The following is a 20163-nucleotide window of genomic DNA, read 5'->3' as shown; positions in this document are numbered from 1 at the left end:
TCCCCTCCGGAGAGGTTCTGACCCTGCAATGTGCTGACCGTTGCCGGTCGGTGTGCGAGCGTCGCGCCGCCCCCGACCATCCGGTCGTTGAGCGAGCGCAGCGAGTCGAAACGCGCCGTTCGCGGACCATCCGGTCGTTGAGCGAGCGCAGCGAGTCGAAACGCGCCGTTCGCGGTATGGAGTTGTGTCTTCGTACTGAGGTGTCGACTCGGCCCTGCGGGCCTCGCTCACCCTTGAGTCGCGAGCGACTCAGCCCTGGCGCTGCTTGTGACGCGGGTTCGACTTGCAGATGACCATGACGCGACCGTGGCGACGGATGACCTTGCAGTGGTCGCAGATGGGCTTGACGGAGGGGTTGACCTTCATGATGTTTCCTGTTCGCTGTCTTCGAGTCGCGCGGATGCCGCAGCATCCGCCCGCTCGTTACTTCTCGACCGGTCTAGCGGTAGCGATAGACGATGCGACCGCGCGTGAGGTCGTAGGGCGAGAGCTCCACGACGACGCGGTCTTCGGGGATGATGCGGATGTAGTTCTGCCGCATCTTGCCGGAGATCGTGGCGAGAACCTTGTGTCCGTTCGTGAGCTCAACGCGGAACATCGCGTTGGGCAGCGCCTCGGACACGACGCCCTCGATTTCGATGACACCGTCTTTCTTAGCCATAGCCTCGCTGACGCTTGAGCAGACCGGTCGGTCTGCGGTGAGTGGGATGTGGTGCGGCGACACGCCAATGAAGGCGCAAGGCACCAAAGATTCAGTGTACGTGATAGGGGGCCGGACGGCAAACTGCCGTCCGGCCCCCTCCCCGTCGTCTCGGTGCTTACTGGAACAGCGTCGCGAACTGGCCCTTGGCGGGGATGGTCTGGTTGGCGATGACGGTGCCGTTGACGGCCAGCGTCGGCGTGCCGATGCCGCTGGAGCCGGGCTGCACGGGCGTCTTCTCGGTCATGGCCGCCACGAACTTCGTATACGTGCCGTCGGAGACGCAGGAGTCGATGCCCGTCACCCCGACGCTGGAGGCGACATCGAGGATCTGCTGGTCGGTGAGACCCGTGGAGTTCTCCTCCGGCTGCGCCTTGAAGAGGGCCTGCATGAAGGTCACGGCCTTGTCGGGGTCGGCCTCGGCGACGCAGTACATCGCGTTCGCGGCTCGGGTGGAGTACTTCGTCCCCTGCGAGTAGCGGTCGAGGATCGAGATGGGGTGGATGTTGAGCGTGATCGTGCCGTTGTTGGCGAGATCGAGGATCTCGTCGCCGTAGGTCTGCTCGAACTGGTTGCAGATGGGGCACATGAAGTCGATGTAGGTGTCGAGCGTCTGCGAGCCCGAGCCGACCACGACGGCGCCGGTCTCCTGGTTGATGCCCGATCCGGAGGGAGCCGTGCCCGGGTCGGTCGCCGCGCGGTTCATCCACACGACCAGTGCGACCACGAGGGCGACGATGACGACCACCGCCACGCTCACCCAGATCGCGAACCAGTTCTTCCTGCCTGCCGCTGCCTGCGCCATAGCCCGATGCCTCTCCTCGCCGCGGCCCACGCCGCCGTCGTTCTATCTTCCCTCACTCCCCCCTATGCGTTCCCCGTGAACTCCGTTATCCTCGCGAGCCGCCATCCCCTGCCCGGACCGCCCATCCGCGGACCGCACACCGTGTGCCGGTTCGCGCGCGGCGTGGCGGCTCGCGGAAGGGCGCGGGGTCAGTGGGGCGGATACACCGAGAACGCCGCCAGACGCCGGCCGAGGGCGGCGGCCGAGGTGGTGTGCGCCTTGCCCCACCGCGCGAACCGCCGGTTCGTCGTCCCCCGGATCCAGTCCTCCCGCATCTTCTCGTCGAGAACCGCCTGGGCGATGTCGACGCCGTCGCCGCGCAGCCGCGGATCGAGGTACTTGCCCTCTCCGTCGTACTCTCCCCAGGCTGCGGCATCGTCGAGCCCGAAGTCCGCGTAGTACGTGCCGCCCCTCGGAGCGGGGATCGGTACCTGCAGCCGCGGCGCGGCGAATCCGAGCTCCCGCAGATACAGACGACTGACACTCTCCCCGGGCGACGCCGCGCGGCCGTCCGCGAGGTCGAGGATCCGCCGCGCCCGGCGCACGCCGCGGCCGCCCCGCGGCACGCGCGACGCGATGCGCGCCCGAAGGGATGCCGCGGCATCCTCGTCGTAGCGCCCCGTCGCCCGATCGTGGGCTTCGATCCGCAGCGCCGCATCGGCGAGGGCGAGTCCGGACTCCTCGGACACGCCGCGCAGCGTGTCCGCCACGGTGCGCGGCAGCGATGTGCAGCGCAGTGCGTCGCGTTCGACGATGTCGTCGTCGGGCACGGCGACCTCATGCCGCGCCACGAGCGGATTCGACGCCCTCACGTGCCCGCTCGCCGACCGACCGCTGAGGTGGACGCGCTCGGGCTCGAGCCGGAAGAGCGGCAGTCCCCACAGGACGGCGGCCGCCGTGTGCGAGTACACGAGGGACGAACCGCCGCGCCGGCGCTCCTCGGCCGCGACGACGCGCATCAGCTGACGGCCTTCCGCGTAGGCGCTCCGCCAGTGCGCGGCATCCGCGTACCACCCCTGGTCGACGCGGATCAGCGTGCCCGCCCGTACCCGGGAGGTGATGTCCCGCGTGGTCAGTCCCGCCGCCTCCAGATCCGCGCGCGATCGGAGCGCGGCTCGAGCGTGTTCCGTGAGCATGCCGCCCACCCTGCCGCGCGCCGCCTCTCCCCCGACGCACGCACCCCCACCCCGTGCACAATCCCCCTCTCCTCCCGCCTGTGGAGGACATCCCACCCCTCCGCCGAGCCGCTACTGGGCGGCCGAGCCGACACGGTTCGTGCGGTCCGGCGCGTGGCGGCTCGACCGCGGCGTAGCGGCTCGCGGGCGCGGGGGGGTGGGGGGAGCTAGGGGATGGGGGTGGGGGTCACGTTGAAGGGGGCGAGGGATGCGGCGCCGCCGTCGGCGGCGGTCAGCACCCAGATGCCGCCCTCGTGCACGGCGACGCTGTGCTCCCAGTGACAGCCGTCGCTGCCGTCGACGGTCGTGACGGTCCAGTCGTCGTCCTCGACGTACGTCTGGTCCGAGCCGCCCGTGACCATGGGCTCGATCGCGAGGCACAGGCCCGGCCGCACGGCGGGACCGAGGTCGTCGACCCGGTAGTTGAAGACGGTCGGGCCCTCGTGCATCCGGCGCCCGATGCCGTGACCGACGTAGTCGCGCAGGATGCCGTAGCCCTCGCCGGAGCGCTCGATGTAGCCCTGGACGGCGTCGCCGATCTCGCCGACCCGTGCCGCGGACGCGAGCGCCGCGACGCCCGCCCAGAGCGATCCCTCCGTGACCGCCGACAAGCGCTCGCGCGCGGCCCGCACACCCGGGTCGCCCCCGGGCACCACGACCGTGATCGCCGAGTCGCCGTTCCAGCCCTTGAACTGCGCGCCGGCGTCGATCGAGACGATGTCACCCGGCTCCAGCACGCGCCCGCCGGGGATGCCGTGGACGACCTGGTCGTTGACGGAGATGCAGGTCGTGTGCCGGTACCCGCGCACCAGCTGGAAGTTCGACTCGGCACCGCGGGCGACGATGACATCGGATGCCGCGGCATCCAGCTCTGCCGTCGTCACACCGGGGGCGACCAGCGCACGGACCGCGTCGAGCGCGGCCGCGGTGATGAGTCCCGGCTCGACCATCGAGCGCAGCTGCGCAGGGGTCTTGTACAGGGAGCGGCGCAGCCCCATCAGAGCGCGGCGGCCGTGATGCCGCGCGCCGTCAGCGCGGCGGTGATGCGTGCGTAGACCTCGTCCAACGTGCCGACGCCGTCGATCTGGTCGACGATGCCGCGCTGGCGGTACACGTCGAGGATCGGGGCCGTCTCGGACTCGTAGATCGCGAGGCGCTTGGCGATCGACTCCTCGTTGTCGTCCGCGCGGCCTTGCTCGGTCGCGCGCAGCGACAGACGCTGGATCGACTCCTCGCGCGGCACAACCAGCTCGATGACCGCGGTCAGCGGCTCGTCGCGCGCGTCGAGGAACGCGTCGAGGTCGCCGACCTGACCGAGGTTGCGCGGGTAGCCGTCGAGCAGGAAGCCCGCCGCGGCATCCGGCTGCGCCAGACGGTCGCGGACGATCTCGCCCGTCAGCTCGTCGGGCACCAGATCGCCGGCGTCGATGATGGCCTTGACCTTCAGACCCAGCTCGGTGCCGTCCTTCACGTTGGCGCGGAAGACGTCGCCCGTCGAGACGGCGGGGATGCCGAGGGCCTCGGCCACCCGCACGCCCTGCGTGCCCTTGCCGGAGCCCTGCGGGCCGATGATGAGCAGTCGCGCAGCAGTCATCGCAGCAGCCCTTCGTAGTGGCGCTGCTGCAGCTGCGCGTCGATCTGCTTGACCGTCTCCAGACCCACACCGACGATGATGAGGATCGACGCGCCGCCGAACGGGAAGTTCTGGTTGGCGCTGACGGTGGCAAGCGCCACGAGCGGCAGCAACGCGATGAGACCGAGGTAGATCGAGCCCGGCAGCGTGATGCGCGTCAGGACGTAGTCGAGGTACTCCGCCGTGGGGCGACCGGCCCGGATGCCCGGGATGAAGCCGCCGTACTTCTTCATGTTGTCGGCGACCTCGACGGGGTTGAAGGTGATCGCGACGTAGAAGTAGGTGAAGCCGACGATGAGCAGGAAGTACAGCAGCATGTAGAGCGGGTGATCGCCCTTCGTGAGGTACTGCTGGATCCAGGTCACCCAGCCCGGGATGTTGCCGTTCGCGTCGGGCGTCTGGTTGAACTGTGCGATCAGCGCGGGGATGTACAGCAGCGACGAGGCGAAGATGACCGGGACGACACCCGCCATGTTCACCTTGATCGGGATGTACGTGTTCGTCCCACCGAGCGTGCGCCGGCCGACCATCCGCTTCGCGTACTGCACCGGGATGCGCCGCTGCGACTGCTCGACGAAGACCACGAGGGCCACGACGACGATGCCGACCGCGAGCACCAGGAGGAAGACCTCGAAGCCGCGCGAGGTGGCGATGGCCCACATCGCGGCCGGGAACTGCGCCGCGATCGAGGTGAAGATGAGGATCGACATGCCGTTGCCGACGCCGCGCTCGGTGACGAGCTCGGCGAACCACATGATGAGGCCGGTGCCGGCGGTCAGCGTGATGATCATCAGCAGCTGCGCCCACCACACGTCGTTGGTCAGCAGGGCGTTGCACTCCGCGATGCCGGTCGTGCCGAACAGCTGACCGGAGCGGGCCACCGTGACCAGCGTGGTCGACTGCAGCAGCGCGAGCGCGATCGTGAGGTAGCGGGTGTACTGCGTGAGGCGGGCCTGACCGGACTGCCCCTCCTTGTACAGCGCCTCGAAGTGGGGGATGACGACGCGCAGCAGCTGCACGATGATCGTCGCCGTGATGTAGGGCATGACCCCCAGGGCGAAGATCGACAGCTGCAGGAGGGCGCCGCCGGAGAAGAGGTTGACCAGGGAGAGCAGGCCCTCACTGGCCGATCCGGTCTGCTGCAGGCAGGACTGGACGTTCGGGAAGCTCACGAAGGGCGCCGGGATGTGCGCACCGAGGCGGTAGATGGCGATGATCGCGAGAGTGAAGCCGATCTTCCGCCGGAGGTCCGGGGTGCGGAAGACCCGCGCGATGGCGCTGACGGCGCTGAACAAAAGGATTTCCTCCAGTGAGCTGACCGGTGTCTCGAGACGCGTCCGAGGACACCGCTTCCAGAGTACGGCAACAGGGGCCGGAGGCTCGCCTCCGGCCCCTGCCGTGGAATTACTTGACCGAACCGCCCGCGGCGACGATCTTCTGCTCGGCCGAACCCGAGACCTTGTCGACCGCGACGGTGAGCTTGACCGAGATGTCTCCGGTGCCGAGCACCTTGACCTTCTCGTTCTTGCGCACGGCGCCCTTCGCGACCAGGTCGCTCACGGTGACGTCGCCACCGGCCGGGTACAGCTCGGCGAGCTTGTCGAGGTTGACCACCTGGTACTCGACGCGGAACGGGTTCTTGAACCCGCGCAGCTTCGGCGTACGCATGTGCAGCGGCATCTGGCCGCCCTCGAAGCCGATCTTGACCTGGTAGCGGGCCTTGGTGCCCTTGGTGCCACGGCCCGCGGTCTTACCCTTCGAGCCCTCACCACGACCGACACGGGTCTTCGCGGTGTTGGAGCCCGGGACGGGACGCAGGTGGTGCACCTTCAGCACACCGGGACGCGACGCCTCGGCATCCGCCTTCTTGGCGGGAGCCTTCTTCGCGGCCGGCTTGGCCGCAGCCTTGGCGGGAGCCTTCTCGGCGGTCTTCTTGGCAGCCGGCTTGGCGGCGGCCTTCTTCTCGACGACCTCTTCGGTCGCCTTCTCAGCCTTGTCGGCCATCAGTCGATCTCCTCAACCTTGACGAGGTGGGCGACGGTCTTGACGTAACCGCGCGTCTGCGCGTCGTCGGGACGGACGACCGAGTCGCCGATCCGCTTCAGGCCGAGCGAACGCAGCGTGTCACGCTGGTTCTGCTTCTCGCTCACCTTGGACTTGATCTGGGTCACCTTGAGACGCGCGGCCATCAGGCACCTCCCTTTGCAGCGGCCGCGGCGTCAGCCTCGGCACGGATCAGACGGGCGGGAGCCACCTGGTCGAAGTCGAGACCACGACGGGCGGCGACCGCGCGGGGCTCCTCGAGCTGCTTCAGCGCCTCGACGGTCGCGTGCACGATGTTGATCGTGTTCGACGAGCCGAGGGACTTGGAGAGCACGTCGTGGATGCCGGCGCACTCGAGCACGGCGCGAACCGGACCACCGGCGATGACACCGGTACCGGCGGCAGCCGGACGCAGGAGCACGACACCGGCAGCGGCCTCGCCCTGCACCGGGTGCGGGATCGACGAGCCGGTGCGGGGCACGCGGAAGAAGTTGCGCTTGGCCTCTTCGACACCCTTGGAGATGGCGAGGGGGACCTCACGCGCCTTGCCGTAGCCGACGCCGACGAGACCGTTGCCGTCACCCACGACGACGAGCGCCGTGAAGCTGAAGCGACGACCGCCCTTGACGACCTTCGACACGCGGTTGATCGTCACGACGCGCTCGAGGAACTGGCTCTTCTCGGCGTCGCGCGAACCGCGGTCGCGGTTGGGGTTGCGCTCGCGTCCGCCGCGGCGGGGCTCGCGGGCCTCGCGCTCGACGGGAGCGGTGGCCGCAGCCTGCTCGGTCACTTCGTTCTCCACATTCTGAGTAGTTGCATCGCTCACAGGTTCAGACCTCCCTCGCGGGCGCCCTCGGCGATCGCTGCGACACGGCCCGCGTAGCGGTTGCCACCGCGGTCGAACACGACGTCCGAGAAGCCGGCCGCCTTCGCACGCTCGGCGACGAGCTCGCCGACCTTGCGCGCCTTCGCGGTCTTGTCACCGTCGAACGTGCGCAGGTCCGACTCGAGGGTCGACGCCGACGCGACGGTCACGCCCTTGCTGTCGTCCACGAGCTGGACGAAGACGTGGCGGGCCGAACGGGTGACGACCAGGCGCGGACGGGCCTCGGTGCCCACGACCTTCTTGCGAAGGCGCAGGTGACGACGCGAACGCGCGTCGCTCTTCGACTTGACAGCCATGATTACTTACCAGCCTTTCCGGCCTTGCGGCGAACGACCTCGCCCGCGTAGCGCACACCCTTGCCCTTGTACGGCTCGGGCTTGCGGATCTTGCGGATGTTCGCGGCGGCCTCACCCACGGCCTGCTTGGAGATACCGCTGACGGTGAGCTTGTTGTTGCCCTCGACGGTCAGCGTGATGCCGGCCGGCGCCTCGACGAGCACCGGGTGCGAGAAGCCGAGCGCGAACTCGACCGCCGTGCCCTTCTGTGCGACGCGGTAACCGGTGCCGACGACCTCGAGGCCCTTGGTGTAGCCCTCGGTCACGCCGATGATGTTGTTGTTGATCAGGGTGCGGGTCAGCCCGTGCAGCGAACGCGACTCGCGCTCGTCGTCGGGGCGGGAGACCAGGACCTGGTTCTCCTCGACCTTGACCTCGATGGGCTTGGCGACGGAGAGCGCGAGCTCGCCCTTCGGGCCCTTGACGGTGACGTCCTGGCCGTCCACCGAAACGGTGACGCCGGCGGGGATGTCGATGGGAAGACGTCCGATACGCGACATGTCAGATCACCACACGTAGGCGAGGACTTCCCCACCCACGCCCTTCTGCTCTGCCTGACGGTCGGTGAGAAGACCGGAGGAGGTGGACAGGATCGCGACGCCGAGGCCGCCGAGGACCTTGGGGATCTCGGTCGAGCGTGCGTACACGCGCAGACCGGGCTTCGAGACGCGCTTGATACCGGCGATCGACCGCTCGCGGTTCGGGCCGTACTTGAGCGTCAGGGTGAGGGTCTGGCCGACACGGGCGTCGGAGACCTCCCAGCCGGAGATGTAGCCCTCCTGCTGGAGGATCTCGGCGATGTGGGTCTTGAGCTTGGAGCTCGGCAGCGACACGGAGTCGTGGTGCGCCGAGTTCGCGTTGCGCAGACGGGTCAGCATGTCAGCGACCGGGTCTGTCATCGTCATTTCTTGGTGTCCTTTGTTCAGCGGTTTCGGATGCCGTTACACGACAGCCGACCTTCTTGATGGTCCGACCGGAACGGTCGGGGGTGGGTCAGGCCTGGTTCTCGTCCGTCTTGAACGGGAAGCCCAGCTGGCGCAGCAGCGACCGGCCCTCGGCATCCGTCTTCGCCGTGGTGACGATCGTGATGTCGAAGCCGCGGACGCGGTCGATCTTGTCCTGGTTGATCTCGTGGAAGACCGACTGCTCCTGCAGACCGAACGTGTAGTTGCCGTGTCCGTCGAACTGCTTCGGGGACAGGCCGCGGAAGTCGCGGATGCGCGGCAGCGCCAGGTTCACGAGACGGTCCAGGAACTCCCACGCGCGGTCACCGCGGAGGGTGACGTGCGCGCCGATGGCCTGGCCCTCGCGCAGCTTGAACTGGGCGATGGACTTGCGGGCCTTCGTGACGACCGGCTTCTGGCCGGTGATCTTGGTGAGGTCGTCGACGGCGCCATCGATCACCTTGGAGTCACGAGCAGCCTCGCCGACACCGGTGTTCACGACGACCTTGACGATCCCGGGGATCTGCATGACGTTGGCGTAGCCGAACTCGTCCTGCAGAGCCTTCTTGATCTCGCCCTGGTACTTCTGCTTCAGGCGGGGCTGGATCTTGCCAGCCGCCGCGGCAGTGGTGGTGCTCATGTTCAGAGGTCCTTGCCGCTCTTCTTCGCGTAGCGCACACGGACGGTGCGCTTCACGCCGTCCTTCGTCTGCTCCTCGACACGGTGACCGACCTTGGTCGGCTTCTTGGTCGAGGGGTCGACGAGGGCGACGTTGGAGATGTGGATCGGGGCTTCCATCGTCTCGATGCCGCCCGTCTTGGTGCCGCGCTGGGACTGGCCCACACGGTTGTGCTTCGTGACGTAGTTGACGCCCTCGACGATGACACGGTTCTGCTCGACGATGACGTCGAGAACCTTGCCCTGCTTGCCGCGGTCGCCGCCCTTGTCCTGCTTCTTGCCAGTGATGACCTGAACCAGGTCACCCTTCTTGATCTTGGCCATGAGGGTCAGATCACCTCCGGTGCGAGCGAGACGATCTTCATGAACTTCTTGTCGCGAAGCTCACGACCGACCGGTCCGAAGATGCGGGTGCCGCGGGGCTCCCCGTCGTTCTTCAGGATGACGGCGGCGTTCTCGTCGAACTTGATGTACGAACCGTCGGCACGACGGGTCTGCTTGACGGTGCGGACGACGACGGCCTTGACCACGTCGCCCTTCTTGACGTTGCCGCCGGGGATCGCGTCCTTGACGGTCGCGACGATGATGTCGCCGAGACCGGCGTAGCGGCGGTTGGAGCCGCCGAGCACGCGGATCGTGAGCAGCTCCTTGGCGCCGGTGTTGTCGGCGACCTTGAGGCGGGACTCAGTCTGGATCATTTCTTACTTCGCCTTCTCGAGGATCTCGACCAGGCGCCACCGCTTGGTGGCGCTCAGCGGCCGGGTCTCGTTGATGAGCACGAGGTCGCCGATGCCGGCGCTGTTCTGCTCGTCGTGGGCCTTGACCTTCGACGTGCGGCGGATGACCTTGCCGTAGAGCGGGTGCTTCACGCGGTCCTCGACCTCGACGACGATCGTCTTGTCCATCTTGTCGCTCACGACGTAGCCACGACGCGACTTGCGGTAGCCACGGGCGTCGGCGTCGCGCACGTCGTGCGCAGCCGACTCGTGACCGGCGACGGGCGCCTCGACGACGGCCTCGGCGGCCGGCGCCTTCTTGGCGGCCTTCTTCTCGGTGGTCTCAGCCATCACTCGGCCTCTTCCTTCGTGGCCTCGGCAGCGTCATCCGCCTTCTTGGCCTTGGTCTTCTTCGCCTTGGTCGCGACCTCGACGGGCGCAGGCGTGGCACGGATGCCCAGCTCGCGCTCGCGGATCACGGTGTAGAGCCGCGCGATGTCGCGCTTGACGGCGCGGATGCGGCCGTGGCTCTCGAGCTGGCCCGTGGCCGACTGGAAGCGCAGGTTGAACAGCTCTTCCTTGGCCTTGCGCAGCTCCTCGACGAGGCGCTGGTCCTCGAACGTGTCCAGCTCGCTGGGAGCGAGCGTCTTGGTTCCGACGGCCATTACGCGTCGCCCTCCTCGCGCTTGATGATGCGTGCCTTCAGGGGCAGCTTGTGGATTGCACGGGTGAGGGCCTCACGAGCGAGCTGCTCGTTGACGCCCGCGACCTCGAAGAGGACGCGACCCGGCTTGACGTTGGCGACCCACCACTCCGGCGAACCCTTACCGGAACCCATGCGGGTTTCGGCCGGCTTCTTGGTGAGCGGACGGTCGGGGTAGATGTTGATCCACACCTTGCCACCGCGCTTGATGTGACGGGTCATCGCGATACGAGCGGACTCGATCTGACGGTTCGTCACGTACGCGGGGGTGAGGGCCTGGATGCCGAACTCGCCGAAGGAGACCTTCGTGCCGCCGGTGGCCTGGCCCGCGCGGCCCGGGTGGTGCTGCTTGCGGTACTTGACCTTACGGGGAATAAGCATTATGCCGATGCTCCTTCTGCGACGGGCGCCTCGTTGCGGGGCGCGCGACGACGGTCGCCACCACGGTCGTCACGACCGCGGGGTGCCTTCGGCGCGTTCGCCTGCTCGCGCGCGAGCTCCTTGTTGGTGAGGTCGCCCTTGTAGATCCAGACCTTCACGCCGATGCGGCCGAAGGTGGTCTTGGCCTCGTAGAAGCCGTAGTCGATGTTCGCGCGCAGCGTGTGCAGCGGCACACGACCCTCGCGGTAGAACTCCGAGCGGCTCATCTCCGCGCCGCCGAGGCGGCCGGAGACCTGGATGCGGATGCCCTTGGCACCGGCGCGCTGCGCGCCCTGCAGGCCCTTGCGCATCGCGCGGCGGAACGCCACGCGGGCGGAGAGCTGCTCGGCGATGCCCTGGGCGACCAGCTGGGCGTCGGCCTCGGGGTTCTTGACCTCGAGGATGTTCAGCTGGATCTGCTTGCCGGTGAGCTTCTCGAGGTCGGCGCGGATGCGCTCGGCCTCGGCGCCGCGGCGACCGATCACGATGCCCGGGCGGGCGGTGTGGATGTCGACGCGGACGCGGTCACGCGTGCGCTCGATCTCGATGCCGCTCACGCCGGCGCGGTCCAGCTGCGTCTGCAGGAGCTTGCGGATCTTGATGTCCTCGGCCACGTAGTCGGCGTAACGCTGTCCCGGCTTCGTGGAGTCGGAGAACCAACGCGACACGTGGTCCGTGGTGATGCCGAGGCGGAAGCCGTAGGGGTTGACCTTCTGTCCCATTACTTGCTCGCCTTCTTGCTGGTCTCGGCAACCTCGGGGGTCGCGAGCTGGATGGTGATGTGGCTCGTGCGCTTCTTGATCTGGAAGGCACGACCCTGGGCGCGGGGGCGGAAGCGCTTGAGCGTCGACCCCTCGTCCACGTACGCGTTGGCCACGTACAGGTCCTGCTCGTCCAGGAACTCGCTGTCCTTGTCGGCCTTCACCCGGGCGTTGGCGATCGCCGACTCCACGAGCTTGTAGATCGGCTCACTGGCAGCCTGCGGGGCGAACTTCAGGATGGCCAGGGCCTCCAGAGCCTGCTTGCCCTTGATCAGCGCGACGACACGACGAGCCTTCTGAGGGGTCACGCGGATGTGCTTGACGCGTGCGATGGATTCCACCATTTCTCTCCTCCTCTAGTCCTCTCTGGAACGCCACCGCGTCAGCGGCGGCGACCCTTCTTGTCGTCCTTCTCGTGGCCGCGGAAGGTGCGGGTGGGCGCGAACTCGCCCAGCTTGTGACCGACCATGGTCTCGGACACGAACACGGGGATGTGCTTGCGTCCGTCGTGCACGGCGATGGTGTGTCCCAGCATGGCGGGGATGATCATCGAACGGCGCGACCAGGTCTTGATGACGTTCTTGGTGCCGGCATCGTTCTGCGAGACGACCTTGCGAAGCAGGTGCTCGTCGACGAAGGGGCCCTTCTTCAGGCTGCGAGGCATCTTCCTCTACTCCTACTTGCGCTTCTTGCCGGCGTTGCGACGGCGGACGATGTACTTGTCGCTTTCCTTGTTGGCGTGGCGGGTGCGACCCTCAGCCTGGCCCCAAGGAGAGACGGGGTGACGTCCACCGGACGTCTTGCCCTCACCACCACCGTGCGGGTGGTCGACCGGGTTCATCGCGACACCACGGACGGTCGGGCGCACGCCCTTCCAGCGCTTGCGGCCGGCCTTGCCCCAGTTGATGTTGGACTGCTCGGCGTTGCCGACCTCGCCGATCGTGGCGCGGCAGCGCGCGTCGACGTTGCGGATCTCGCCCGACGGCAGACGGAGCTGCGCGTAGGGGCCGTCCTTGGCGACCAGACGCACCGAGGCGCCGGCCGAGCGCGCCATCTTCGCGCCGCCGCCGGGGCGGAGCTCGATGGCGTGGATGACCGTACCGGTGGGGATGTTCTTCAGCGGCAGGTTGTTGCCCGGCTTGATGTCGGCGCCCGGACCGGACTCGACGACGTCGCCCTGCTGCAGCTTGTTCGGCGCGAGGATGTAACGCTTCTCGCCGTCCACGTAGTGCAGCAGCGCGATGCGCGCGGTGCGGTTGGGGTCGTACTCGATGTGAGCGACCTTGGCGTCGACGCCGTCCTTGTCGTTGCGACGGAAGTCGATGACACGGTACTGGCGCTTGTGGCCGCCACCGATGTGGCGGGTGGTGATGCGGCCCTGGTTGTTGCGGCCACCGGTCTTCGACAGCGGGCGCAGCAGCGACTTCTCAGGCGTCGATCGCGTGATCTCGGCGAAGTCTGCCACCGACGAACCGCGGCGACCCGGGGTCGTGGGCTTGTACTTGCGAATAGCCATGTTGGTTGTCCTCTATCCCAGCTGTCAGCCGACGGCCGTGAAGATGTCGATGGTGCCCGACTTCAGCGTGACGATGGCGCGCTTGGTGTCCTTGCGCTTGCCGGTGCCGAAGCGGGTGCGGCGGGCCTTGCCCGTGCGGTTGAGCGTGTTGACCGCGGCGACCTTGACGCCGAAGATCTTCTCGATCGCGAGCTTGATCTCGGTCTTCGAGGCGCGCGGGTCCACCAGGAAGGTGTACTTGCCCTCGTCGATGAGCCCGTAGCTCTTCTCCGAGACGACCGGCTTCAGGATGATGTCGCGCGGGTCCTTGTTGACGGAGACGTTCATGCCGAGACCTCCTCGGTGGTGGCGCTCTTCGACGCGACGAACGCGTCGTAGGCGGCCTTGGTGAAGACGATGTCGTCGGAGACGAGAACGTCGTAGGCGTTCAGCTGGTCGAACGTGAGCACGTGGACGTACGCGAGGTTGCGCACGCTCTTGACGCTCAGCTCGTCGCCGCGCTCGATGACGACCAGGACGTTCTTGGTCGGCGCGAGCTCGGCGAGGACGGCCGCAGCGGCCTTGGTCGACGGGGCGCCCTCGATGCCGAACGAGTCGACGACGTGGAGGCGGCCACCGCGAGCACGGTCGCTCAGCGCGCCCAGCAGGGCGGCGGCGATCATCTTCTTGGGGGTGCGCTGGGCGTAGTCGCGCGGCTTCGGGCCGTGGACGATGCCACCACCGGTCATGTGCGGCGCGCGGATCGAGCCCTGACGGGCGTTACCCGTGCCCTTCTGCTTGAAGGGCTTGCGGCCGGCACCCGAGACCTCGCCACGACGCTTGGTCGAGTGCGTGCCCTGGCGAGCCGCGGCGAGCTGCGCCACGACGACCTGGTGGATGAGGGGGATGTTCGTCTTGACGTCGAACAGCGCGGCGGGCAGCTCGACCGAGCCGGCCTTCTTGCCGTTGGGGCTGTGGACGTCGAGCGCGAGAGTCGAGTCAGCCATGATCAGGCACCCTTCACTGCGTTGCGGACGTAGACGATGCGGCCGCGCGCACCGGGGACGGCGCCCTTGACGAGCAGCAGACCCTTCTCGGCGTCGACGGCGTGCACCGTGAGGTTGAGGACGGTCACGCGCTCGCCACCCATACGGCCGGCCATGCGCATGCCCTTGAAGACGCGGCTCGGCGTCGACGAGGCGCCGATCGAGCCCGGCTTGCGGTGGTTGCGGTGCGCACCGTGCGAGGCGGAGACGCCCTTGAAGTTGTGGCGCTTCATGACACCCGCGGTGCCCTTGCCCTTGCTGGTGCCGACGACGTCGACCAGCTGGCCGGCCTCGAAGGTGGCGTCCACGGTGAGCTCCTGACCGAGTGAGTAGTCAGCGGCATCCGCGGTGCGCACCTCGGTGAGGTGGCGGCGAGGGGTCACGCCGGCGGCCTCGAAGTGGGCCGTCAGGGGCTGGTTGACCTTGCGCGGGTCGATCTGGCCGTAGGCGATCTGGACGGCGTTGTAGCCGTCGTGCTCCGGCGTGCGCACCTGGGTGACCACGTTGGGGGCCACCTCGATGACGGTGACGGGAACGAGCTTGCCGTTCTCGTCCCAGACCTGGGTCATGCCGAGCTTCGTGCCGAGCAGGCCCTTGGAAACCTTTTCGTTGATGTGTGCCATGACCGGGACCTCAGAGCTTGATCTCGATGTTGACGTCGGCCGGGAGGTCGAGACGCATCAGCGAGTCGACGGCCTTGGGCGTCGGGTCGATGATGTCGATCAGGCGCTTGTGGGTGCGCATCTCGAAGTGCTCGCGGCTGTCCTTGTACTTGTGGGGCGACCGGATGACGCACACGACGTTCTTCTCGGTCGGAAGGGGCACGGGGCCCACGACGGTGGCGCCTGCGCGGGTCACCGTGTCGACGATCTTGCGCGCCGACGTGTCGATGACCTCGTGGTCATACGACTTCAGGCGAATGCGGATCTTCTGTCCCGCCATTGTCTGCTCACTCTCTTTCTCGCGTCGTACCTCTGGGGCATTGGACGCACAGGGCACAGGGTTGTGCCGGGCACTTGCGCACCACTGTTCTGATGTCAGTCCCGACCGCCGCGCGCACGCGCGCGGATCCCGTTTCCGGGTGGAGTCGGATTGTCGTGTTCTGCTGCCCGCGGCCTAGGTCACTGCGCGTTCTCGTGGAGAGGATGCGCCGCCTATGCACTGCCCTGGCAGTGATCCCGCGCCGCGCTTTCGCGCACGCAGGAATGTGGAACTGGTCTAGTCTACGTGCCTCCCGGGCGTGTCGCAAACCCGGGCGTGTCGCGGACGGCGCGCGGCCTCGGCATCCGTCCGCGGGCGCCGCATAACGGCACAAAAAAGGGGAGGGGTGGGCCCTTGGGGAAAGCCCACCCCTCCCGGTCTCCGCGGGACGCGCGACCCCCCGATCACGCGTCCCGGGTCTCAGCGCGCCGCGTCCCCCCGACGCGGACGCGCGGCATCGAGGACGACGCCACGGCGCGGACGGCGTCGACGCGGAAGCCCCCCGGCATCCACGTCGACGGCGATTCGTCCATCGCCGGCAGGAGCGAGAGGCGCGCGGCCGGAGATCCCGTACCGCGGCGAGTGTGCTCGGGTCCCCCGAACGTCCCCCATAAATCCACGAGCAGCGCTCATGCCCCCACAACCTGTCACCGTGCACACACGCATTCTCTGCGTGGTGCGGCGGAACGAACCCCCACAGTTCGTCCAGTCGGTCTCAGCCCCCCGGCGTCGTACTGACCAAGGTCGACGCTAAGCGGTCCGGGTCCCGGCGTCAAGTCGGTTTTGATCTCGTTTTCGACACGGCACGACGAAGGGTCGGATGCCGTGGCATCCGACCCTTCTCGAACTCAGTTGCCGATGGCGCCGTCGACCTGGTCGCGCACCTCGTCGACCTTCGCGTCGAACTGGTCCGGGGCGACCTTCTTGACGAAGTCGGCCGCCGCGTCGAGGACGCTGTCGCTGACCTCCTCCGCCTTGTCGGAGTGGATCACCTCGTCGATCTTGTCCTTGTTCTGCTCGAGGAACTGCTTCCCCTGATTCACGATGTCATCCAGCCCCATGGCCGTCCCCTCTTCGTCGATCGATGCGGCGCGGGCGCGCTCGCTGCCATTCTGGCCGCAGACGACGTCGAGCAATAGGGGGCGGACCCCCGGAAACGACGACGCCTCCGGGAGCGCGAGGCTCCCGGAGGCGTCGTCGGTGCGAAGTGCTTACTTCAGGATCTTGGTGACGGTACCGGCACCGACGGTGCGGCCACCCTCACGGATCGCGAAGCCGAGGCCCTCTTCCATGGCGATCGGCTGGATCAGCTCGACCGACATCTCCGTGGTGTCGCCGGGCATGACCATCTCGGTGCCCTCGGGCAGCGTGATGACGCCGGTGACGTCGGTGGTGCGGAAGTAGAACTGCGGGCGGTAGTTCGTGAAGAACGGGTTGTGACGGCCACCCTCCTCCTTGGAGAGGATGTACGCGGTGCCCTCGAAGTCGGTGTGCGGCGTGACCGAACCCGGCTTGACGACGACCTGACCACGCTCGACGTCGTCACGCTTGGTGCCGCGCAGGAGCAGACCACAGTTCTCGCCGGCCCAGGCCTCGTCGAGCTGCTTGTGGAACATCTCGATACCGGTGACGATCGTCTTCTGCGTCGGGCGGATGCCGACGATCTCGACCTCGGAGTTGATCGCCAGCGTGCCACGCTCGGCGCGGCCCGTGACGACCGTGCCACGGCCGGTGATCGTGAAGACGTCCTCGATGGGCATGAGGAACGGCTTGTCCTTGTCGCGCACCGGGTCCGGGATGGACTCGTCGACGGCGTTCATCAGCTCGACGATCGACTCGACCCACTTCTCGTCGCCCTCGAGAGCCTTCAGGCCCGAGACGCGCACGACGGGGGCGTTGTCGCCGTCGAAGTCCTGCGAGCTGAGGAGCTCACGGACCTCGAGCTCGACGAGCTCCAGGATCTCCTCGTCGTCGACCATGTCGCTCTTGTTGAGCGCGACGAGCAGGTAGGGCACGCCGACCTGCTTGGCGAGCAGGACGTGCTCACGCGTCTGCGCCATCGGGCCGTCGGTGGCGGCGACCACGAGGATCGCGCCGTCCATCTGAGCGGCACCGGTGATCATGTTCTTGATGTAGTCGGCGTGGCCGGGCGCGTCGACGTGCGCGTAGTGGCGCTTCGGGGTCTCGTACTCGACGTGCGAGATGTTGATCGTGATACCACGCTGACGCTCTTCGGGAGCCGAGTCGATCGACGCGAAGTCACGCTGCACGTTGGTCGCCGACGGGTACTTGTCGGCGAGCACCTTCGAGATGGCAGCGGTGAGCGTGGTCTTGCCGTGGTCGACGTGACCGATCGTTCCGATGTTGACGTGCGGCTTGGTCCGCTCGAACTTGGCCTTGGCCACTGGGTCCTCCTCAGGACATTCGTGTAGAGGTTCCGGGCGCTGGATTGCGACCGGTGCTCTACGGGGATGGGTGTCAGTCTAGACGACTGGGTCTGTATTCAGTTTGTGCGGATGCTGTGCGCGGGGCCGTCTGCGCAGACGGCCCTGCGCACGGCATCCAGAGCGTTACTCGCCCTTGTTCTTCTGGACGATCTCGTCGGCGACGGCCTTGGGGACCTCGGCGTACGAGTCGAACTCCATCGAGTACACGGCCCGGCCCGAGGTCTTCGAGCGCAGGTCGCCGATGTAGCCGAACATCTCCGACAGCGGGACGAGCGCGCGGACGATCTTGATGCCCGAGCCGTCCTCCATCGACTGGATCTGGCCACGACGCGAGTTCAGGTCGCCGATGACGTCGCCCATGTACTCCTCGGGCGTGCGCACCTCGACGGCCATCAGCGGCTCGAGGATGGCGGGGGCGGCCTTGCGGACGGCCTCCTTGAAGCCCATCGAACCGGCGATCTTGAACGCCATCTCGGACGAGTCGACGTCGTGCGATGCACCGTCGAGCAGGATCGCCTTGACGCCCACGATGGGGTAGCCGGCGAGCACGCCGACGTTCATCGCGTCCTGGAAGCCCTGGTTGGTCGGCTCGATGTACTCGCGCGGGATACGGCCACCGGTGACCTTGTTCTCGAACTCGTACGTCTTGTCCGCCGTGACCTCGAGGGGCTCGAGCGCGAACTGGATCTTCGCGAACTGACCCGACCCACCGGTCTGCTTCTTGTGGGTGTAGTCGTGGCGCTCGACGGCCTTCTTGATCGTCTCGCGGTAGGCCACCTGGGGCTTGCCGACGTTGGCCTCGACCTTGAACTCGCGCTTCATGCGGTCCACGAGGATGTCGAGGTGCAGCTCGCCCATGCCCTTGATGACCGTCTGACCGGTCTCGGGGTTGAGCTCGGTGCGGAAGGTCGGGTCCTCTTCGGCCAGCTTCTGGATCGCGGTGCCCAGCTTCTCCTGGTCGGCCTTGGTCTTCGGCTCGATGGCGACCTCGATGACCGGCTCGGGGAAGGTCATCGACTCGAGGACGACGGGCTCGGCGGGGTCGGCCAGGGTGTCACCGGTGGTGGTGTCCTTGAGGCCGATCACGGCGTAGATGTTGCCCGCGGTGACCGAGTCGACCGGGTTCTCCTTGTTGGCGTGCATCTGGAAGATCTTCCCGATGCGCTCCTTCTTGCCCTTGGTCGAGTTGATGACCTGGGCGCCGGAGTCGAGGTGACCGGAGTACACGCGGATGTAGGTGAGGCGACCGAAGAACGGGTGCACCGCCACCTTGAACGCGAGCGCGGCGAACGGGTCGTTGGCGTCGGGGTGACGCTCGATGACCTTCTCCTCGTCCTTGGGGTCGTGCGCCTCGATGGCGGGCACGTCCAGGGGCGACGGCAGGTAGTCGACGACCGCGTCCAGCATCGGCTGGACGCCGCGGTTCTTGAACGCCGAGCCGCAGAGCACGGGGTACAGCTCGCCGCCGACGGTGAGCTTGCGGATCGCGCCCTTGATCTCGGCGAGCGTGAGCTCCTCGCCGCCGAAGTACTTCTCGAGCAGCGCCTCGTCGGTCTCGGCGACCGTCTCGAGCAGCTTCTCGCGGTACTCGGCCGCGCGGTCGGCCAGGTCGGCCGGGATCTCCTGGACCTCGTACTTGGCGCCCATGGTGACATCACCCTTGGCGTCGCCGGGCCACACCAGGGCACGCATCTCAACGAGGTCGATGACGCCGACGAAGTCGTTCTCGGCACCGATCGGCAGCTGCAGCACGAGCGGCTTGGCACCGAGGCGGTTCACGATGGTGTCGACGGTGAAGTAGAAGTCGGCGCCCAGCTTGTCCATCTTGTTGACGAAGCAGATGCGGGGCACGTCGTACTTGTCGGCCTGACGCCAGACGGTCTCGGACTGGGGCTCGACGCCCTCCTTGCCGTCGAAGACGGCGACCGCGCCGTCGAGGACGCGGAGCGAGCGCTCCACCTCGACCGTGAAGTCCACGTGGCCCGGGGTGTCGATGATGTTGATCTGGTGCTTGTTCCAGAAGCAGGTGACGGCGGCCGACGTGATCGTGATGCCGCGCTCCTTCTCCTGCTCCATCCAGTCGGTGGTCGAGGCGCCGTCGTGGGTCTCGCCCAGCTTGTGGTTGACACCCGTGTAGAACAGGATGCGCTCGGTCGTCGTCGTCTTGCCGGCATCGATGTGCGCCATGATGCCGATGTTGCGGACCTTGTTGAGGTCGGTGAGCACTTCTTGTGCCACGGGGTGTCCTTACGTGTGGTTTCGGGTTGCGGACGTTTCGACTCGGCTCTGCGAGCCTCGCTCAACGACCGGGGGGGGGTGGGCCCCGCCGGTCGTTGAGCGAGCGCAGCGAGTCGAA

At 67.4% G+C, this 20163-nt stretch carries 30 protein-coding genes; all 30 read right to left on the bottom strand.

Going from position 1 to position 20163, the window contains the following annotated elements:
- Window positions 1–249: 249 nt before the first annotated feature.
- The 30 genes from rpmJ to fusA all read right to left on the bottom strand — a co-directional run bounded on the left by rpmJ (window position 250) and on the right by fusA (window position 20045).
- Complete coding sequence (gene rpmJ / locus KY498_RS14050; RefSeq protein ID WP_005050492.1) at window positions 250–366, bottom strand: 50S ribosomal protein L36; 117 nt, start codon at window positions 364–366, stop codon at window positions 250–252.
- A 73-nt stretch (window positions 367–439) separates the two neighbouring features.
- The gene (gene infA / locus KY498_RS14045; protein ID WP_005050493.1) at window positions 440–661 is read right to left on the bottom strand and encodes a translation initiation factor IF-1; all 222 of its coding nucleotides are present in this window, start codon (window positions 659–661) and stop codon (window positions 440–442) included.
- Between the two features lie 157 nt (window positions 662–818).
- Window positions 819–1505 (bottom strand): thioredoxin domain-containing protein, encoded by a 687-nt coding sequence (locus KY498_RS14040; RefSeq protein ID WP_060960266.1) that lies wholly within the window; start codon window positions 1503–1505, stop codon window positions 819–821.
- A gap of 188 nt (window positions 1506–1693) precedes the next feature.
- Window positions 1694–2680: a hypothetical protein gene (locus KY498_RS14035; RefSeq protein WP_191009074.1), complete on the bottom strand. Its 987-nt coding sequence runs from the start codon at window positions 2678–2680 to the stop codon at window positions 1694–1696.
- Window positions 2681–2886: 206 nt separating this feature from the next.
- Window positions 2887–3717: a type I methionyl aminopeptidase gene (gene map, locus KY498_RS14030; protein ID WP_060960264.1), complete on the bottom strand. Its 831-nt coding sequence runs from the start codon at window positions 3715–3717 to the stop codon at window positions 2887–2889.
- A complete protein-coding gene (locus KY498_RS14025; RefSeq protein ID WP_101306889.1) occupies window positions 3717–4313 on the bottom strand; it encodes an adenylate kinase in 597 nt (198 codons plus the stop codon). Before KY498_RS14025 ends, map begins: the two co-directional genes overlap by 1 nt.
- Window positions 4310–5647 (bottom strand): preprotein translocase subunit SecY, encoded by a 1338-nt coding sequence (gene secY, locus KY498_RS14020; RefSeq protein WP_060960262.1) that lies wholly within the window; start codon window positions 5645–5647, stop codon window positions 4310–4312. Before secY ends, KY498_RS14025 begins: the two co-directional genes overlap by 4 nt.
- 109 nt (window positions 5648–5756) lie before the next feature.
- Entirely contained in the window at window positions 5757–6356 is a 600-nt protein-coding gene (rplO, locus tag KY498_RS14015; RefSeq protein ID WP_101306890.1) for a 50S ribosomal protein L15, read from the bottom strand.
- Window positions 6356–6541: a 50S ribosomal protein L30 gene (gene rpmD / locus KY498_RS14010; protein ID WP_060960260.1), complete on the bottom strand. Its 186-nt coding sequence runs from the start codon at window positions 6539–6541 to the stop codon at window positions 6356–6358. The genes rplO and rpmD overlap by 1 nt, the downstream gene beginning before the upstream one ends.
- Window positions 6541–7185 carry a 30S ribosomal protein S5 gene (gene rpsE, locus KY498_RS14005; protein ID WP_223848740.1) on the bottom strand — a complete coding sequence of 215 codons (645 nt, stop codon included), beginning with the start codon at window positions 7183–7185 and terminating at the stop codon, window positions 6541–6543. Before rpsE ends, rpmD begins: the two co-directional genes overlap by 1 nt.
- A gap of 32 nt (window positions 7186–7217) precedes the next feature.
- A complete protein-coding gene (gene rplR / locus KY498_RS14000; protein WP_005050501.1) occupies window positions 7218–7577 on the bottom strand; it encodes a 50S ribosomal protein L18 in 360 nt (119 codons plus the stop codon).
- Window positions 7578–7579: 2 nt separating this feature from the next.
- Window positions 7580–8116, bottom strand: coding sequence for a 50S ribosomal protein L6 (gene rplF, locus KY498_RS13995; RefSeq protein WP_101306891.1), 537 nt, complete (start codon window positions 8114–8116; stop codon window positions 7580–7582).
- Between the two features lie 6 nt (window positions 8117–8122).
- Window positions 8123–8521 (bottom strand): 30S ribosomal protein S8, encoded by a 399-nt coding sequence (gene rpsH / locus KY498_RS13990; protein ID WP_005050503.1) that lies wholly within the window; start codon window positions 8519–8521, stop codon window positions 8123–8125.
- Between the two features lie 88 nt (window positions 8522–8609).
- On the bottom strand, window positions 8610–9200 hold the full coding sequence (rplE, locus tag KY498_RS13985; RefSeq protein WP_060960257.1) for a 50S ribosomal protein L5: 591 nt from the start codon (window positions 9198–9200) through the stop codon (window positions 8610–8612).
- Between the two features lie 2 nt (window positions 9201–9202).
- Complete coding sequence (rplX, locus tag KY498_RS13980; protein WP_060960256.1) at window positions 9203–9562, bottom strand: 50S ribosomal protein L24; 360 nt, start codon at window positions 9560–9562, stop codon at window positions 9203–9205.
- Window positions 9563–9567: 5 nt separating this feature from the next.
- The gene (rplN, locus tag KY498_RS13975; protein ID WP_018171454.1) at window positions 9568–9936 is read right to left on the bottom strand and encodes a 50S ribosomal protein L14; all 369 of its coding nucleotides are present in this window, start codon (window positions 9934–9936) and stop codon (window positions 9568–9570) included.
- 3 nt (window positions 9937–9939) lie between these two features.
- Entirely contained in the window at window positions 9940–10305 is a 366-nt protein-coding gene (gene rpsQ, locus KY498_RS16600) for a 30S ribosomal protein S17 (RefSeq protein ID WP_060960255.1), read from the bottom strand.
- On the bottom strand, window positions 10305–10619 hold the full coding sequence (gene rpmC / locus KY498_RS13965) for a 50S ribosomal protein L29 (RefSeq protein WP_060960254.1): 315 nt from the start codon (window positions 10617–10619) through the stop codon (window positions 10305–10307). Before rpmC ends, rpsQ begins: the two co-directional genes overlap by 1 nt.
- Window positions 10619–11038 carry a 50S ribosomal protein L16 gene (gene rplP / locus KY498_RS13960; protein ID WP_016463572.1) on the bottom strand — a complete coding sequence of 140 codons (420 nt, stop codon included), beginning with the start codon at window positions 11036–11038 and terminating at the stop codon, window positions 10619–10621. The genes rpmC and rplP overlap by 1 nt, the downstream gene beginning before the upstream one ends.
- Complete coding sequence (gene rpsC / locus KY498_RS13955; protein ID WP_005050510.1) at window positions 11038–11799, bottom strand: 30S ribosomal protein S3; 762 nt, start codon at window positions 11797–11799, stop codon at window positions 11038–11040. Before rpsC ends, rplP begins: the two co-directional genes overlap by 1 nt.
- Complete coding sequence (gene rplV / locus KY498_RS13950) at window positions 11799–12182, bottom strand: 50S ribosomal protein L22 (RefSeq protein ID WP_191009075.1); 384 nt, start codon at window positions 12180–12182, stop codon at window positions 11799–11801. Before rplV ends, rpsC begins: the two co-directional genes overlap by 1 nt.
- Before the next feature lie 38 nt (window positions 12183–12220).
- A complete protein-coding gene (gene rpsS, locus KY498_RS13945; RefSeq protein ID WP_005050512.1) occupies window positions 12221–12502 on the bottom strand; it encodes a 30S ribosomal protein S19 in 282 nt (93 codons plus the stop codon).
- Between the two features lie 12 nt (window positions 12503–12514).
- Window positions 12515–13354, bottom strand: a complete 840-nt coding sequence (gene rplB, locus KY498_RS13940) for a 50S ribosomal protein L2 (protein ID WP_060960253.1) — start codon at window positions 13352–13354, stop codon at window positions 12515–12517.
- 24 nt (window positions 13355–13378) lie between these two features.
- Entirely contained in the window at window positions 13379–13681 is a 303-nt protein-coding gene (rplW, locus tag KY498_RS13935; protein ID WP_060960252.1) for a 50S ribosomal protein L23, read from the bottom strand.
- Window positions 13678–14340, bottom strand: coding sequence for a 50S ribosomal protein L4 (rplD, locus tag KY498_RS13930; protein ID WP_060960251.1), 663 nt, complete (start codon window positions 14338–14340; stop codon window positions 13678–13680). Before rplD ends, rplW begins: the two co-directional genes overlap by 4 nt.
- A gap of 2 nt (window positions 14341–14342) precedes the next feature.
- Window positions 14343–15002: a 50S ribosomal protein L3 gene (rplC, locus tag KY498_RS13925; protein WP_191009076.1), complete on the bottom strand. Its 660-nt coding sequence runs from the start codon at window positions 15000–15002 to the stop codon at window positions 14343–14345.
- A 10-nt stretch (window positions 15003–15012) separates the two neighbouring features.
- Complete coding sequence (rpsJ, locus tag KY498_RS13920) at window positions 15013–15321, bottom strand: 30S ribosomal protein S10 (RefSeq protein ID WP_005050520.1); 309 nt, start codon at window positions 15319–15321, stop codon at window positions 15013–15015.
- Between the two features lie 887 nt (window positions 15322–16208).
- The gene (locus KY498_RS13915; protein WP_060960346.1) at window positions 16209–16421 is read right to left on the bottom strand and encodes an Rv0909 family putative TA system antitoxin; all 213 of its coding nucleotides are present in this window, start codon (window positions 16419–16421) and stop codon (window positions 16209–16211) included.
- Between the two features lie 150 nt (window positions 16422–16571).
- On the bottom strand, window positions 16572–17765 hold the full coding sequence (tuf, locus tag KY498_RS13910) for an elongation factor Tu (protein WP_060960249.1): 1194 nt from the start codon (window positions 17763–17765) through the stop codon (window positions 16572–16574).
- Window positions 17766–17930: 165 nt separating this feature from the next.
- The gene (gene fusA / locus KY498_RS13905) at window positions 17931–20045 is read right to left on the bottom strand and encodes an elongation factor G (protein WP_060960248.1); all 2115 of its coding nucleotides are present in this window, start codon (window positions 20043–20045) and stop codon (window positions 17931–17933) included.
- Window positions 20046–20163: the final 118 nt, after the last annotated feature.

The sequence above is a fragment of the Microbacterium sp. PAMC21962 genome (genome assembly GCF_019443465.1).
Taxonomy (GTDB): domain Bacteria; phylum Actinomycetota; class Actinomycetes; order Actinomycetales; family Microbacteriaceae; genus Microbacterium; species Microbacterium hominis.
Note: the sequence above shows the minus strand (reverse complement) of the source record. Positions and strands in the feature narration are given on the sequence as shown.

What these genes read in the sequence shown, in the direction of transcription:
- rpmJ (WP_005050492.1), bottom strand. Translation starts at nt 366, where the DNA reads ATGAAGGTCAACCCCTCCGTCAAGCCCATCTGCGACCACTGCAAGGTC.
- infA (WP_005050493.1), bottom strand. Translation starts at nt 661, where the DNA reads ATGGCTAAGAAAGACGGTGTCATCGAAATCGAGGGCGTCGTGTCCGAG.
- KY498_RS14040 (WP_060960266.1), bottom strand. Translation starts at nt 1,505, where the DNA reads ATGGCGCAGGCAGCGGCAGGCAGGAAGAACTGGTTCGCGATCTGGGTG.
- KY498_RS14035 (WP_191009074.1), bottom strand. Translation starts at nt 2,680, where the DNA reads ATGCTCACGGAACACGCTCGAGCCGCGCTCCGATCGCGCGCGGATCTG.
- map (WP_060960264.1), bottom strand. Translation starts at nt 3,717, where the DNA reads ATGGGGCTGCGCCGCTCCCTGTACAAGACCCCTGCGCAGCTGCGCTCG.
- KY498_RS14025 (WP_101306889.1), bottom strand. Translation starts at nt 4,313, where the DNA reads ATGACTGCTGCGCGACTGCTCATCATCGGCCCGCAGGGCTCCGGCAAG.
- rplO (WP_101306890.1), bottom strand. Translation starts at nt 6,356, where the DNA reads ATGGCCGACAAGGCTGAGAAGGCGACCGAAGAGGTCGTCGAGAAGAAG.
- rpmD (WP_060960260.1), bottom strand. Translation starts at nt 6,541, where the DNA reads ATGGCCGCGCGTCTCAAGGTGACCCAGATCAAGTCCAAGGTGAGCGAG.
- rplR (WP_005050501.1), bottom strand. Translation starts at nt 7,577, where the DNA reads ATGGCTGTCAAGTCGAAGAGCGACGCGCGTTCGCGTCGTCACCTGCGC.
- rplF (WP_101306891.1), bottom strand. Translation starts at nt 8,116, where the DNA reads ATGTCGCGTATCGGACGTCTTCCCATCGACATCCCCGCCGGCGTCACC.
- rpsH (WP_005050503.1), bottom strand. Translation starts at nt 8,521, where the DNA reads ATGACGATGACAGACCCGGTCGCTGACATGCTGACCCGTCTGCGCAAC.
- rplE (WP_060960257.1), bottom strand. Translation starts at nt 9,200, where the DNA reads ATGAGCACCACCACTGCCGCGGCGGCTGGCAAGATCCAGCCCCGCCTG.
- rplX (WP_060960256.1), bottom strand. Translation starts at nt 9,562, where the DNA reads ATGGCCAAGATCAAGAAGGGTGACCTGGTTCAGGTCATCACTGGCAAG.
- rplN (WP_018171454.1), bottom strand. Translation starts at nt 9,936, where the DNA reads ATGATCCAGACTGAGTCCCGCCTCAAGGTCGCCGACAACACCGGCGCC.
- rpsQ (WP_060960255.1), bottom strand. Translation starts at nt 10,305, where the DNA reads ATGGCTGAGACCACCGAGAAGAAGGCCGCCAAGAAGGCGCCGGCCGCC.
- rpmC (WP_060960254.1), bottom strand. Translation starts at nt 10,619, where the DNA reads ATGGCCGTCGGAACCAAGACGCTCGCTCCCAGCGAGCTGGACACGTTC.
- rplP (WP_016463572.1), bottom strand. Translation starts at nt 11,038, where the DNA reads ATGCTTATTCCCCGTAAGGTCAAGTACCGCAAGCAGCACCACCCGGGC.
- rpsC (WP_005050510.1), bottom strand. Translation starts at nt 11,799, where the DNA reads ATGGGACAGAAGGTCAACCCCTACGGCTTCCGCCTCGGCATCACCACG.
- rplV (WP_191009075.1), bottom strand. Translation starts at nt 12,182, where the DNA reads ATGGTGGAATCCATCGCACGCGTCAAGCACATCCGCGTGACCCCTCAG.
- rpsS (WP_005050512.1), bottom strand. Translation starts at nt 12,502, where the DNA reads ATGCCTCGCAGCCTGAAGAAGGGCCCCTTCGTCGACGAGCACCTGCTT.
- rplB (WP_060960253.1), bottom strand. Translation starts at nt 13,354, where the DNA reads ATGGCTATTCGCAAGTACAAGCCCACGACCCCGGGTCGCCGCGGTTCG.
- rplW (WP_060960252.1), bottom strand. Translation starts at nt 13,681, where the DNA reads ATGAACGTCTCCGTCAACAAGGACCCGCGCGACATCATCCTGAAGCCG.
- rplD (WP_060960251.1), bottom strand. Translation starts at nt 14,340, where the DNA reads ATGGCTGACTCGACTCTCGCGCTCGACGTCCACAGCCCCAACGGCAAG.
- rplC (WP_191009076.1), bottom strand. Translation starts at nt 15,002, where the DNA reads ATGGCACACATCAACGAAAAGGTTTCCAAGGGCCTGCTCGGCACGAAG.
- rpsJ (WP_005050520.1), bottom strand. Translation starts at nt 15,321, where the DNA reads ATGGCGGGACAGAAGATCCGCATTCGCCTGAAGTCGTATGACCACGAG.
- KY498_RS13915 (WP_060960346.1), bottom strand. Translation starts at nt 16,421, where the DNA reads ATGGGGCTGGATGACATCGTGAATCAGGGGAAGCAGTTCCTCGAGCAG.